At 44.0% G+C, this 14,189-nt stretch carries 10 protein-coding genes; 5 read left to right on the forward strand and 5 right to left on the reverse strand.

Going from position 1 to position 14,189, the window contains the following annotated elements; all coding sequences use genetic code 11:
• The 3 genes from DK188_RS06755 to DK188_RS06765 all read left to right on the forward strand — a co-directional run bounded on the left by DK188_RS06755 (nt 1) and on the right by DK188_RS06765 (nt 3,446).
• On the forward strand, nt 1–786 hold the full coding sequence (locus DK188_RS06755) for an SDR family oxidoreductase (RefSeq protein ID WP_111670045.1): 786 nt from the start codon (nt 1–3) through the stop codon (nt 784–786).
• Between the two features lie 14 nt (nt 787–800).
• Complete coding sequence (locus tag DK188_RS06760) at nt 801–2,057, forward strand: competence/damage-inducible protein A (RefSeq protein WP_111670046.1); 1,257 nt, start codon at nt 801–803, stop codon at nt 2,055–2,057.
• 87 nt (nt 2,058–2,144) lie between these two features.
• Nucleotides 2,145–3,446 (forward strand): dihydrolipoamide acetyltransferase family protein, encoded by a 1,302-nt coding sequence (locus DK188_RS06765; RefSeq protein WP_111670047.1) that lies wholly within the window; start codon nt 2,145–2,147, stop codon nt 3,444–3,446.
• Nucleotides 3,447–3,482: 36 nt separating this feature from the next.
• Here the strand turns inward: DK188_RS06765 and DK188_RS06770 are convergent, their stop codons facing one another.
• The 5 genes from DK188_RS06770 to DK188_RS06790 form a co-directional block, all read right to left on the reverse strand.
• Nucleotides 3,483–6,335 (reverse strand): PAS domain-containing hybrid sensor histidine kinase/response regulator, encoded by a 2,853-nt coding sequence (locus DK188_RS06770; protein ID WP_111670048.1) that lies wholly within the window; start codon nt 6,333–6,335, stop codon nt 3,483–3,485.
• Nucleotides 6,335–7,348 (reverse strand): PDC sensor domain-containing protein, encoded by a 1,014-nt coding sequence (locus tag DK188_RS06775; protein WP_111670049.1) that lies wholly within the window; start codon nt 7,346–7,348, stop codon nt 6,335–6,337. Before DK188_RS06775 ends, DK188_RS06770 begins: the two co-directional genes overlap by 1 nt.
• Before the next feature lie 23 nt (nt 7,349–7,371).
• Complete coding sequence (locus tag DK188_RS06780; protein ID WP_111670050.1) at nt 7,372–7,611, reverse strand: hypothetical protein; 240 nt, start codon at nt 7,609–7,611, stop codon at nt 7,372–7,374.
• Nucleotides 7,608–8,027: an OsmC family protein gene (locus DK188_RS06785; RefSeq protein ID WP_232825675.1), complete on the reverse strand. Its 420-nt coding sequence runs from the start codon at nt 8,025–8,027 to the stop codon at nt 7,608–7,610. Before DK188_RS06785 ends, DK188_RS06780 begins: the two co-directional genes overlap by 4 nt.
• A gap of 160 nt (nt 8,028–8,187) precedes the next feature.
• Nucleotides 8,188–11,565, reverse strand: a complete 3,378-nt coding sequence (locus DK188_RS06790) for a methylmalonyl-CoA mutase family protein (RefSeq protein WP_111670051.1) — start codon at nt 11,563–11,565, stop codon at nt 8,188–8,190.
• A 305-nt stretch (nt 11,566–11,870) separates the two neighbouring features.
• Between DK188_RS06790 and DK188_RS06795 the strand changes: the two genes are divergently transcribed.
• Nucleotides 11,871–13,226, forward strand: a complete 1,356-nt coding sequence (locus tag DK188_RS06795; RefSeq protein WP_262512133.1) for a sugar porter family MFS transporter — start codon at nt 11,871–11,873, stop codon at nt 13,224–13,226.
• On the forward strand, nt 13,219–14,100 hold the full coding sequence (locus DK188_RS06800; RefSeq protein WP_111670052.1) for a carbohydrate kinase family protein: 882 nt from the start codon (nt 13,219–13,221) through the stop codon (nt 14,098–14,100). Before DK188_RS06795 ends, DK188_RS06800 begins: the two co-directional genes overlap by 8 nt.
• The last annotated feature ends 89 nt before the right edge of the window (nt 14,101–14,189 follow it).

The following is a 14,189-nucleotide window of genomic DNA, read 5'->3' on the forward strand; positions in this document are numbered from 1 at the left end:
ATGGAAAAATCCGTCATTTGGATTACCGGAGCCTCCTCGGGAATAGGTGAGGCTGCCGCAAAGAAATTTTCAAACGAAGGCTTCCAAGTCATCATCTCGGCCCGAAATACACAAGCCCTCGAAAGGGTTAAGTCGGCCTGTAGTCTTCCTTCAGAAGTTTTTGTCTTGAGATTAGACTTGGAGGAGATTGACACATTTGAGGATAAAGTGAAGGAAGCGATCGCTCATTTTGGCAAAGTGGACATCCTTCTGCACAACGGAGGAATCAGTCAGCGCTCACTGATCAGAGAAACACCGCTAGACGTGGACCGGAAACTGATGGAAGTCAATTTCTTTGGCACCATCGCCTTGACCAAAGCAATTTTGCCGCATTTTATCTCAAGAAATTCAGGGCACTTTGCGGTGATTTCTTCTTTGGTCGGAAAGTTTGGTTCTCCCTTCCGCTCCTCCTATGCCGCATCCAAACATGCACTCCATGGATTTTTTGACACGCTTAGGGCAGAGCATTTCCAGGAGAATATCACCGTGACAATGATTTGTCCGGGTTTTATCCGGACCAATGTATCCATGAATGCATTGACGGCAGATGGAACAGCCCTTGGGCAGATGGACGAAGCCCAACAAAAAGGCATGAGTCCGGAGGCATGTGCAGAAGAACTTTTTTCAGCCATCATCCGAAAAAAAGAAGAAGTCAACATCGGAGGTAAAGAAACGCTAGCGGTACTAGTGAAGCGGTTTTTCCCCGGCATTTTTTCCAAAATCATTAAAAAAGCAAAAGTAAGATAGCTTATACTCATCCCATGCAACTCGTAAAAGCAGAAATCATAGCCATCGGAGACGAATTGCTCTATGGCCAAATCGTGGATACCAACAGCCACTGGATCAGTCAGGAACTAGATCTCATGGGTGTGAAAGTGATACGCAAAACCACCGTCGGAGATAACCGCACAGATATCTTGACTGCATTCGCAGAAGCTGAAAAACGCGCAGATATCATCCTGATCACAGGTGGACTGGGTCCCACGCAGGATGATTTGACCAAACCACTTTTGGCAGAATTCTTCCAATGTGAAATAATCGAAGTTCCAGCGGCCGTGGCAGCCATTACAGACTTCTTCCAACGAAGAGGCCGTGAAATGACACCATTGAATATCCTCCAAGGTCATCTGCCCGCATGCTGCACCTATGTGCCAAATGAAGTAGGTACTGCCCCGGGTATGTGGTTTGAGCGAAACGGTACCTATTGGATGTCCATGCCTGGAGTACCTCATGAGATGAAAAAACTCATGAAGGACTACGTTTTACCCAAACTGCCAAGCCTTTTTCCCCTACCGGTGATTTTTCACAAAGTGATCAAGACAGTGGGTATAGGAGAAAGCTGGCTGGCTGATCTGATTAAAGACTGGGAAAATGCACTTCCTGAACACATCAAATTGGCCTATTTGCCTTCCCTAGGTCATGTCAAACTTCGACTTACTGGATTTGGAGACGAAAAACTCCAACTCCAACAAGAAATAGATGAACACATCCGGGTGATCCTCCCAACCATCGAAAAGTATGTCTATGGCTATGATGAAGAGACATTGGAAACTGCCATAGGAAAGCTTTTGCAGCAAAACGGGAAAACTGTAGCTTTGGCAGAGAGCTGTACTGGAGGGTATATCGCACATCTGATTACATCGATTGCAGGCAGCTCCTCCTATTTCCAAGGATCGGTAGTCCCATATCACAATCAGTACAAAGAAAAGATTCTGGGTGTAAAACGTGAAACTCTGGTAAATTACGGCGCCGTAAGTGAAGGTACCGTGGTGGAAATGGCACAGGGGGTTCGGTCGCTTTTTGGTTCGGACTTTGGATTATCCAGTAGTGGAATAGCGGGTCCGGATGGAGGCACTGCCGAAAAACCAGTAGGGACAGTTTGGATTTGCTGTGCAGGAGAGGGCTTTTCCGAGACTAAAAAGCTTCAACTGACGCAGGACCGAATGCTGAATATTCAATTAACAGGCGTTGCTGTTTTAAATCTGTTAAGAATTTGCATCAATCAAGAGAACAAATAAAATTTTACTAATCAGGTTTGGGTAGGAGTTCAATAAAATTTAATTTTAAAACTTGAATTTAAACCCAATTTAATTACCGAAATCACTATGGCCAATGTAGAAATGCTGATGCCCAAAATGGGCGAAAGTATCATAGAAGGAACCATCCTCACCTGGCTGAAAAAGGAAGGTGATTCCATAGATCAGGATGAATCCGTCCTAGAAGTAGCTACCGACAAAGTGGACACAGAAGTTCCGGCGACCCATGCCGGTGTCTTGAAAAAAATCCTTGCCAAAGAAGGTGATGTGGTAGCTGTAGGTGCTCCAATAGCAATCATCGAAACTGCAGCTGATAATGGAGTTCCCACTCCTTCCAAAAAAGAACCTGAAGTCGCCAAAGAGGAGCTTGTAGCCAATGCCCCCTCAAATACCGCAGCCATTCTTGCACAACCTGAGCCCGCTCAAGAGACGGCCGCTGAGGATGGACGTTTTTATTCTCCTTTGGTGAAAAGTATAGCCAAAGAAGAAAACATCTCCGCTGCAGAACTCACCAAAATCCCTGGAACTGGAAAAGATGGAAGAGTAACCAAAGAGGACATGCTTGGATACCTTAAAATCAGACATGATTCTCCTGTAACTTCTCCAGCATCCAAGGTAGTACCATCCATCTCGGAGCCCAAAGTCCAAGTAAGCATCTCCGCTAGTGACGAGATCATAGAGATGGATCGAATGCGAAAGATGATTTCCCAGCGAATGGTAGATTCCAAGCGGATATCGGCCCATGTGACTTCCTTTGTAGAAGCAGACATGACCAATATCGTCCTGTGGAGAGAGAAGAACAAGATAGCCTATAAGAACAAATATGGGGAGGGGATCACCTATACGCCATTTTTCATCGAAGCTATCGCAAAAGCGATCCGGGATTTTCCGATGATCAATATTTCAGTAGATGGTGATCGGATCATTAAGAAAAAAGACATCAATATCGGAATGGCTGTAGCCCTTCCTTCAGGTAACCTCATCGTCCCTGTCATCCGTAATGCGGATCAGCTTAACTTGGTAGGCATCTCCAAAAAAGTGAATGACTTAGCCAACCGTGCTAGAAATAATAAACTCACCGCAGACGATCTAGCTGGAGGAACCTATACAGTTTCAAATGTTGGGTCCTTTGGGAATGTAATGGGTACGCCGATCATTCCGCAGCCTCAAGTTGCGATCATGGCTGTAGGTGCAATTGTCAAAAAACCAGCAGTTGTTGAGACTCCCACAGGGGATGTGATCGCTATTCGTCACAAAATGTTCCTTTCCCATTCCTATGACCACCGAGTCGTAGATGGCGCACTGGGAGGCATGTTCGTCAGACGTGTAGCAGATTATCTTGAAGAGTTTGATCTACAAACCGGCCTGTAAAGAAAAGGGCTCCGAAAAATTTCGGAGCCCTTTTCTTTACAATGTACTTTCCCGCACCTTTCTATAGTAGTATTCCAGCTTATCTGCTAAAGCTGCCAGCCGAATCGGTTTGGTCAGGTAATCATTCATCCCTGATTCCATGGCTTTCTTCTGATCCTCCTCAAAGACATTAGCAGACAAGCCGATGATGATGATCCGATCCATTCCTGCCATTTTTCTGATTTCACGTGTAGCCTCCAGACCATTCATGATTGGCATCTGGACATCCATCAGAATCACATCAAAGGGCTGAGATTTGACTTTTTCCAGAACCTCCTGTCCATTTTTAGCTATCTCAAACTGAAAACCCAACTGCTGAAACATCAAGGTCATGAGTTGTAAATTCAAATCATTGTCCTCTGCCAATAAAATTCGGAGCTGAAAGACAGCCCCCATATCTTTGATATCCTTCCAAGTCAATTGCCGCGTTTCCGAAGAGTATTTCTCCGCATCTGACTTCTTGACAATCACCGAAAAGCTGAATTCAGAACCTTTACCCTGTTCGCTTTTAACGGTGAGCTCCCCTCCCATCAGTTCGATCATCTTTTTGGCAATAGCTAAACCCAACCCCGTGCCCTGATAGGCCCTGGTATTTGAACTTTCCACCTGGAAAAACGGATCCGTAAGCTTGGAGAGATGTTCATTGGGAATTCCGATACCTGTGTCAGTCACCCAAAATGATAGAAAATAGAGAAAATCATCTATTGGATTCAGCTCCATTTTCACACCTACATTTCCTCCATCAGGGGTAAATTTGATGGCATTACCGATCAGGTTTAACAGAATCTGATTTATCTTCCCTTTATCTCCTTCAAAAAACACATTATCGGAGTTGATATACGTAGATTCCAGCCTGATCTTCTTTTTACTTGCCAAACCTGATAAAATCTTCAATTGGGTTTTCAGTTCTTCTTCTGGATTGAAGATCGTGGGCTGCAGCTCAATTTTTCCGGATTCGATTTTTGAATAGTCAAGGATATCCCGGATGATATTCAGGAGAGAATTCCCTGAGTTTTTGATGATTTCCACATACTGCTTTTGGATCTTATTGAGGTTGGTACTTTCCAATAAGTCAATGATTCCCAAAAGCCCATTCATTGGGGTACGAATTTCATGACTCATATTGGCTAGAAATTCAGACTTAGATCTATTGGCTAGGTCGGCTGCATTCATGGCTTCCATGAGGCCTTTTTCATAGATTTTCTGTCCTGTAATGTCCTTTGAAATTGACATTACTTGATTTTCATCCAAGGGGAAAAATCGCATTTCGTAGTGTTTTTCGCCTAAAGGACCTATCCAGACCACATTTGTAGTCTGGATGGTGTTGGTAGCCTTGGCTAGGCTAAAAACTCTGGAAATTTCATCTGCCTGGCCATGTGGTACAAATTCACGGAATGACTTGCCTAAGGTGGCCAGAGAGGGATCCTGCAAGTTCTTTTTGTCCTGAACATGAAAATCCAGGACTATACCATTATTATCGTAGATGAAAATGGTGTCAGGTATGCTGTTGATCAGCGTCCGGAGCCTCATTTCACTTTGGATGATCTCCTGCCTTGCGAGGTATTGGGCTGTGATATCAGTACAGATACCCAAGCCTCCTGTAAATCTCCCCTCCTTGTCAAAAATCAATCGTTCAAAAACCCGGACTCTGATTTTTTCACTGTCAGGTTTGACGAAGTCATACTCCAAATCCATGAAATCCCGGGATTCCATCAAGGCTTTAATCGCGTGTTCCTTGACGAGATTAGCCTCAGGATGTGTAGAATCTACTTTAAACGCATTGATAAAATCCTGTTTGGAATGACCCAATACGAATTCAACCTCATCGGATACTTTAGTGATTTCCCCTTTATAATCATGAAAGAAAACAAATCCCTTCAATTCCTTCAGCAATAAATTCTGTTGCTCAAACAGCCTCGATATTTCTTGAATGTTTTCGTCCTGGATCTTGATGGAATTCAAATTGCCCTTGAGCGAAATAATGAAAAATGAAACGGTCACAATCAAAAGCACTACAACCCCCGAAAAAAGGAAAAAATAGGTACTGTATAGACCCGAAGCCAACCCCTCCATGGGAACAAAAAAAACTAAGGACGCGGGACTTTTCGCATCCCCATACGAAAACGGATACTGTGCCAGAATTCCTGAGTATTGTTCGTCCCCTTTGACCCAACTAACATCATAAAACCCCTTTAGGCCCAGATTTACATCCGCTTCTATTTGCTCCAGATCCTCCTCTTTCAATTTGACCGGAGCATCAGATTTTCTAAATCCAATCGGAACTAGTTTATTTTCATAAAAAAGGTGTTTTTCTCCTCCGGGATTTAGGTAAAAATTGGTGACATACTCTTGACTGTATTTGGGGACATTCAGGCTGTAAAGGATCCGGAAACCCAAGTCCCCTTCGATTAAAAACTGATTGTTTTTAATCGATTTGGGAAATCCACCATGGGCACGTTTTCGGATGAAATCATTCCGCTCCGTCATGGTAAACATGAGCACAGAATCCTGAAGATCTACCCAAATGGTGTCGATCATTCCGGAAAAACTAGTGAACGTTCGTCTCGAAGCCACCGTGAACTCATCCTGAAAATCATCACTATCCAGATCTGGATCCTCCAGAAATGTGATCAATATCTTCGATTCTTCCTTGAATCGATTCAAGTCAACTTCCAATCCACGCGCTGCCAGCTCTGTCTGACTGATCAAAAACTCTCGTCTGGAGTCGACTTGAGCAAAATAGATTGCATTGAAAAAGCTAATCCCCAACGAAACAACCAAAATCACCAAGAAACTTCCGATCACCGTGATCAGCCAAAAGTTGGAGCGATCTATGAAATTCCCTACCATCAGTAATTTGGAAAAACTTCGATAAGATACCAGTCGATGGAAGGAAAAGGCATGCAAACCGCCTTTTTCAAGTTTGGTTCCAACTTGAACTCAAACAGGTTTTCTTTCTGAAAAAGAAAGGTTTGTGCCATTTCTCTTACTTCTCTGCTTTTACTGTTGAAAAGATTAAATTCCGAAATCCTGAAGTTGTCAGATTGAACTGTCTCACGATACACGTGATTTTTAAGTGGGGGCAGACTCAATCCTTCTATCGCATCTGCTTTTCCCGCAACTATATCCCCTTTTTGATTGACTAAAACGTATTCCCCGTCTTCCGAATCCAAATAATTTTCAATCAGTTTAGTGATGGTATAATCTACTCCCAAAACCGCAAAAAGCCTATCTCCATCATAGATGGGATGTAAGATGGACAATATCCAACCCTTACCTGCTGGGTCCACATAGGCATCAGAAATCCACACTAATCCTCTGTTTGGATTGTGAGCAGAATCAGCCTCATAGTAGAAATTAAAGGTCGTCACGTCAATATCCGGATCGACCATATTTTTGGAATCATAAGAAGGAAATACCCTGCTGACTTGTTTTGCTGAATTGGAGTAAATCTGAACTGCCAGAGGATTTTTCTTCATAAAAGCTGCGAAAGCGCTATCCAAAGAATTGGTAAGAATTACCTCTTGCTCTGCTTCTATCCTATCAGGCGTGGTGTTCAAGATGATGATTGAACTTAAGGCGGAGTCTTCTCCTGGTATATTTTCTGAAAATGCCCCATTGTAGGTATAGGGATTGGCTAAATTCAAACTCATGATTGAATCCTTTCGATCCAATATGTTTTGGTAAAAATGGGCAATTGAGTCGATTTGGGAGGCTAACTCACCTCCTCCCACCTCCATACGATTGATCAACGATTTGATTTTCGCTAAGTCCTCAGCCGAATTTTCCTGCTCTGATTCCTTGCAACTGATGAAAAGGGCAAAGACGGAAAGTAAAAAAAATATCCGTTTTGAATAAGTCATGTTCCTTTCTGATTTCAGGGAAATTAGAGATTTTCCAACTGCAAACGAAAAGTTTTTCCCATTTCATCAAAGCGGTTTTTGACTTTATCAAAAAAATCACCGGTCAAGAAGGTATCCAATTCCGACTCCTCCAACACATCCATTTCGCTGAGCTTAAAGGTCTGCTCCATAGGGCCCAGCTCAAACTTGAGGATGTATTTATTATTCCAGGAGAAAATACTCACGCGAATTTCCTCCTGAATCAGTTCTTTCACGACTCTCATTCGGGTCTTCTAACCTCAGATTTGAACGTGATGGTGGATTTCAGTGAAGAAGCTACCGAACAGTATTTCTCCACCGAAAGCGCAACTACCTTGGCAAATTCCTCTGGAGTAGCATCTGGAGAGACCAATATGAAATTCAATTCGATATCGGTGTAAAATGCGGGAACACCGTCATTTCGGATTCCCTCCACCTCCACGGAGAAATCGATGATTTCTTTTCGCTTCTTCTTCATCATCAAGACAGCGTCCACCGAAGCACATCCACCCAAGGCCGACAGCAGCAAATCCATTGGAGACTGGGCATGCTTATGCTCGGGATCATACATGTCAATATTTACCACATTCCCCTGAGGGTTGCGTGCCTCATATTCCAAATCCGCCTTCATGCGGACGGTGACGTTCCGTTTATTAGCCATTTTTATTTACGAATTACGAGTTACAAATTACGAAGCCAGATCAAGTTTAAACTTTATCCTAAAAGTCAATTCTTGAAATTCTCGTAATCCTAGTTTTTAAATATTATTTCAAGAGAAAAATTTCTCAATTTTTCAAAATTCCAATTATTAAACTCCAAAATCACATATTCCTTCGATACTGACCGCCTACTTCATAAAGTGCCCGGGTGATTTGACCCAAGGAACAATATTTCGCAGCTTCCATCAGCCTGCTGAATACATTTTCATTTTTAACCGCTGCGACTTTCAATCCGTTCAATTGCGCTTCTTCCACTCCTTCATAGGCTTTATGCAAATTAATTAAGGTCCTAATTTGGGCTTCTTTTTCATCAGGATTGGCTCTGATGACCTCCCCTGGAGTGACAGTAGGTGAACCTTCGGAAGAAAGAAAGGTATTTACACCAATAATCGGGAATTCGCCCGTATGCTTCAGCATCTCGTAATGGAGGCTTTCTTCCTGAATTTTGCCGCGCTGATACATCGTTTCCATTGCTCCAAGTACTCCCCCACGTTCGGTGATTCGGTCAAATTCCACATAAACGGCCTCCTCAACCAAGTCTGTCAACTCTTCGATGATGAACGCTCCTTGCAGCGGATTCTCATTTTTGGTCAATCCCAATTCTTTATTGATGATCAGCTGGATTGCCATTGCTCTACGAACGGAAGCCTCAGTAGGCGTGGTGATCGCCTCGTCATACGCATTGGTGTGGAGCGAGTTACAGTTGTCATAAATCGCATAGAGCGCCTGCAGCGTGGTGCGGATATCGTTGAAGTCGATTTCCTGCGCGTGCAAGGACCGACCCGAGGTCTGAATGTGGTACTTCAACATCTGTGACCGTTCATTTGCCCCATACTTCAGCTTCATGGCTTTCGCCCAGATTCTTCTCGCTACTCGGCCTATTACTGCGTATTCCGGATCGATTCCATTGGAGAAAAAGAACGAGAGATTCGGTGCAAAATCATTGACATTCATCCCGCGGGAGACATAATATTCCACATAAGTGAAGCCATTAGACAATGTCAATGCCAGCTGTGTGATCGGATTGGCGCCAGCCTCGGCGATGTGGTAGCCAGAAATAGACACCGAATAGAAGTTTCTAACTTTCTGATCGATGAAATATTGCTGCACGTCTCCCATCAGCCGGAGCGAAAATTCAGTAGAGAAAATACAGGTATTTTGCGCTTGATCTTCTTTCAAAATATCCGCCTGAACAGTTCCCCGCACTTTGGAAAGGGTATCGGCTTTGATCTTTTCATAAACTTCAGTGGGCAAAACCTGATCTCCGGTTACTCCGAGAAGCATCAGGCCCAATCCATCATTTCCCTCAGGAATCACTCCATGGTAGATCGGCCTAGGAAGTCCCTTTTCCTTAAAAATGGAATCTATTTTAGCATTGATTTCATCTTCCAGACCATTGGCTTTGATGTAAACTTCACATTGCTGATCGATGGCTGCATTCATGAAAAATGCCGTCATCGTCGCCGCAGGACCATTGATTGTCATCGAAACGGAGGTCATTGGATCCACTAGATTGAATCCCGAATAGAGCTTTTTGGCATCATCCAGGCAGCAGATATTCACCCCGGAGTTGCCTATTTTTCCATAAATATCAGGTCGGTAATCTGGATCTTCCCCATACAAGGTCACTGAGTCAAAAGCAGTGGAAAGACGCTTGGCAGGCATTCCTTTGGACACGTAGTGGAATCGCTTATTGGTTCGCTCAGGTCCACCCTCCCCAGCAAACATCCGAGTAGGGTCTTCGCCTTCCCGTTTGAATGGAAAAACTCCTGCTGTATATGGAAACTGTCCCGGGACGTTTTCCCGCAATCCCCACTTGAGTAATTCCCCCCAAGCTTCATACTTCGGAAGTGCAACTTTGGAAATCCGGGAATTGGAAAGGGACAACGTATAGGTCTGAATCTTGATTTCCTTGTCCCGAACCTTAAAAATGTAAAAGTCATCCTGATACTTGGCTGCTTCAGCTGGCCAATCTTCTAGCCATTTCTTGTTTTTCGGATCGAGATTGAGCTCTACTTGCGCATAGACTTCCTGCAACTCCTTAATCAACCGATCCACATCATCAACTTTGGTTGATTTGATCGCTTCGATGGATTTTTGGATGCTGTAGAGTTGCTGCGCAATTTCTTTCTGCTCCTCCACCCACTTATCGTAGTTTCGGTTGGTCTCAGTGATCTCACTGAGGTAGCGGGTACGAGCAGGAGGAATGATATAAATCTTCTCGGAAGAACCTGAGACGAGTTCGGAAGTGCTTTCCCATCCTTCGAATTTCTCAGCGACTTTGCCAATCAAAGCCCGATACAGTTGATTCATGCCCGGATCATTGAATTGGGAGGCGATTGTCCCAAAGACCGGAAGCGAATCATCAGCAGCATCCCAGAGGTTGTGATTGCGCTTAAACTGCTTTTTCACATCACGAATCGCATCCAAAGCACCACGCTTGTCAAATTTATTGAGCGCAATGACATCAGCAAAGTCAAGCATGTCGATCTTCTCCAGCTGAGAAGCAGCACCATATTCCGGTGTCATCACATAAAGCGACAGATCAGAATGCTCAATGATCTCGGTATCAGACTGGCCAATACCGGAAGTTTCCAAAATCACCAGGTCAAAACCTGCAGCTTTAACTGTATCAACCGCATCCTGTACATATTTGGAAAGGGCCAAATTGGACTGACGGGTAGCCAAGGAACGCATAAAAACCCGTGGATGATGGATTGCATTCATTCGGATTCGATCTCCCAAAAGTGCTCCACCGGTTTTGCGCTTCGAAGGATCCACAGATATGATTGCCAGCGTTTTATCTTCAAAATCAATGATAAATCTGCGGACCAGCTCATCGACCAAGGAAGACTTACCAGCTCCGCCTGTTCCAGTGATCCCAAGGACCGGAGTAATGGCCGCTTTGCTTTTAGCTCTTACACGTTCTAGCAGGGCTTGGGAGTTTTCAGGAAAGTTTTCAAAAGCAGAAATTGCTCGCGCAACATGCTCTTTTTGGCTTTGGACCAAATCAAATCCCTCTGGCAATTCATCCCCAATCGGGAAATCACAAGTCTGAACCAAGTCATTGATCATGCCTTGAAGTCCCATGGCCCGCCCATCATCCGGTGCATAGATTCGGGTGATTCCATACCCATGCAGTTCTTTGATTTCCTCGGGAAGGATCGTACCTCCACCCCCTCCGAAAATTTTGATGTGGCCCGCTCCTCTTTCGCGAAGCAAATCATATATGTATTTAAAAAACTCGACGTGACCACCCTGATATGAAGTAATAGCGATAGCCTGTACATCTTCCTGAATGGCACAATCCACGATCTCCAATACCGATCGATTATGCCCCAAGTGAATCACTTCGCAGCCTGTGGATTGGATGATCCGTCGCATGATGTTGATTGCCGCATCGTGTCCATCAAAAAGTGAAGCTGCGGTGACGATTCGAATGTGATTTTTGGGCTTATAGACTTCGACTGTTGTGGTCATGATTTTGGGTAAATATCCTATTTGGTTCAGTTTACAACGCTTTTAGCCAAAAGTCGGCTATTTATTTTACGCCTGCGAATATAACAATTTTAGAAGAGCAGGGACCTTGAGTCGGCCCCAAAGACAAAATATTATTTGGTAAAATTTCAAGACCCTTCCTAGAAAACGTAGGAAATAAGCCGTCTTTTTCTCTCCAATTGAAATTTCATTTCGCCAATCATCTTTCAGGATTTAAAAAATATGGAAATACAGCGCTGCGATTTTGATTTATTGGCCTTCTGAGTAGTTTAGTGATTCATTCGACCCTGAAACCCTTCATGACCTCAAAACAATACGCCTTTTTTGTCTCCATCACGGCTGCTTTGGGCGGCTTTTTATTTGGATTTGACACTGCTGTAATCTCAGGTGCTGAGCGCGATATCCAAGAAATCTGGAAACTCAGCGATTGGATCCATGGATTGGCAATTGCTTCTGCTTTATACGGAACGGTGATCGGAGCGCTATTTGGTGGGATTCCTGCCGACCTTTTTGGAAGAAAGAAAAGCTTGCTCTGGATTGGTTTATTCTATTTTATCTCGGCGGTAGGATCTGGTTTAGCTTGGGATGTGGAGTCATTCACCTTCTTTAGATTCCTAGGTGGACTTGGCGTAGGTGCATCCTCTGTGGTCGCTCCGATGTATATTTCAGAGATCGCTCCTGCGAAAAACAGAGGACAATTAGTGGCACTTTATCAATTTAATATCGTCTTTGGGATTGTGGTCGCTTACGTTTCCAACTATCTCATCGGTACTGCAGGATTACCCGAAGACTGGAGATGGATGCTGGCTGTAGAAGGTATTCCGGCCTTAATTTATAGCATCATGATCTTCAGAATACCGGAAAGTCCGCGCTGGTTAATCGCCAAATTCAATGATCAAGTGAAAGCACGAGAAATCCTGACTCGAACAGACCCAGATGGAGTCGATGAAGCGATCCGTTTGGCTATCGCTGAAGAACAAAAAATGAAGCAAAAGGCAGGATTTGGCGCTCTCTTTAGCTCCCAATTTTTCTCCAGCACCATGTTGGCGGTCTTGATCGCCTTTTTCAACCAAGTCTCCGGGATCAATGCAATCATTTACTTTGCCCCAAGGATATTTGAAATGGCAGGAATCTCCACCGAAAACGCTCTCATTTCCACGATCGGAATCGGATTGATCAATTTGTTTGCAACTTTCTTTGGATTGTATCTGATCGATAGGCTTGGCCGGAAAAAACTCATGTACATTGGCTCATTTGGGTATATTTTATTTCTGGGCTTGATGGCTTTCAACTTTCTCGGACCAGGTATTCCAGCCTTCTGGCTTCCGATCTTTGTATTTGGATTCATCGCTTCTCATGCTGTGGGTCAAGGTGCTGTGATCTGGGTTTTCATTTCGGAGATGTTTCCCAATGAACTTCGCGCATCAGGTCAATCCTTGGGTTCATTCACGCATTGGATTTTGGCAGCTTTGATTGCAAACGTGTTTCCGTTTTTTGCAAATAGTTTTGGTCCGGGCTATATCTTCGCGTTCTTCTGCGGAATGATGGTTCTTCAGTTGCTTTGGGTGCGATTCAAAATGCCCGAAACCAAAGGTCGATCTCTGGAAGAAATTCAAAACGATTTACATAAAAACCATGCGTGATCAAGTAGTAGTTTTTGGGGAAATGCTCTGGGACTGCCTCCCCACAGGTGCTGTAGCGGGCGGTGCCCCGATGAATGTAGCGCTAAATCTCCACCAACTCGGGCTGAATTCCCAACTCATCTCAGCAGTGGGAGCCGATGAAGATGGCGCTAAGTTACTGGGTTTTTTGAGGGATTTCGGACTTCCTTTGGACTTGATTCAGATTAAAGAAGACCAAGAAACTTCGAAGGTTTTGGTGGACACCTCTGACCCCGAAAACATCAAATACTCCATCATTTCACCTGTAGCATGGGATTTTATCCAATGGTCGGAAGAAAATGACAAAGCTGTGGAAGATGCCGATGCATTTGTTTTTGGATCACTGGGAGTCAGAAATCCAGAAAGTCTCAAAACCTTAATCAAACTGCTGCATCATCCCACACTTCGGATTTTTGATGCCAACCTCCGCCCCCCATTTTATGATTTTGAAGTCATCGAAACCCTCCTGGGCTTTACCGATGTGCTCAAAATCAACGAAGACGAACTGGAGATTTTCGCAGATTACTTTGGCACAGAACCTACCGTCTCATCACTTTGCGCGTATCTAGACCAGCATTTTCCCATGGAGATCATCTGCATCACGCAGGGGGCTAAGGGTGCCTTGATTTACCAAAAGGGTGAAATCTTTTCGCATTCAGGGTACAAAGTGACCGTGCAGGATTCGATCGGTGCAGGGGATGCATTTCTGAGTGGTTTTATCAAAACCTACTTGGAAGAAAAATCTCCAAACGAAATCCTTGACTTTGCCTGCAAGATTGGCGGATTTGTCGCAACACAAAAAGGCGGAACTCCTAAATATAGCGAAGCTGATATTCATCGGATTGGAGTAGTGTAAATCCTAAAGAGCAAGTGGTTATTTAAGTTAAAACAAAAACTAAACCTGTCTTCTAAAAACTGACCACTGCAAACTGCGACTGCTTACGA

This window comes from Algoriphagus litoralis (assembly GCF_003259255.1).
GTDB lineage: Bacteria > Bacteroidota > Bacteroidia > Cytophagales > Cyclobacteriaceae > Algoriphagus > Algoriphagus litoralis.

What these genes read in the sequence shown, in the direction of transcription:
- DK188_RS06755 (WP_111670045.1), top strand. Translation starts at nt 1, where the DNA reads ATGGAAAAATCCGTCATTTGGATTACCGGAGCCTCCTCGGGAATAGGT.
- DK188_RS06760 (WP_111670046.1), top strand. Translation starts at nt 801, where the DNA reads ATGCAACTCGTAAAAGCAGAAATCATAGCCATCGGAGACGAATTGCTC.
- DK188_RS06765 (WP_111670047.1), top strand. Translation starts at nt 2,145, where the DNA reads ATGGCCAATGTAGAAATGCTGATGCCCAAAATGGGCGAAAGTATCATA.
- DK188_RS06770 (WP_111670048.1), bottom strand. Translation starts at nt 6,335, where the DNA reads ATGGTAGGGAATTTCATAGATCGCTCCAACTTTTGGCTGATCACGGTG.
- DK188_RS06775 (WP_111670049.1), bottom strand. Translation starts at nt 7,348, where the DNA reads ATGACTTATTCAAAACGGATATTTTTTTTACTTTCCGTCTTTGCCCTT.
- DK188_RS06780 (WP_111670050.1), bottom strand. Translation starts at nt 7,611, where the DNA reads ATGAGAGTCGTGAAAGAACTGATTCAGGAGGAAATTCGCGTGAGTATT.
- DK188_RS06785 (WP_232825675.1), bottom strand. Translation starts at nt 8,027, where the DNA reads ATGGCTAATAAACGGAACGTCACCGTCCGCATGAAGGCGGATTTGGAA.
- DK188_RS06790 (WP_111670051.1), bottom strand. Translation starts at nt 11,565, where the DNA reads ATGACCACAACAGTCGAAGTCTATAAGCCCAAAAATCACATTCGAATC.
- DK188_RS06800 (WP_111670052.1), top strand. Translation starts at nt 13,219, where the DNA reads ATGCGTGATCAAGTAGTAGTTTTTGGGGAAATGCTCTGGGACTGCCTC.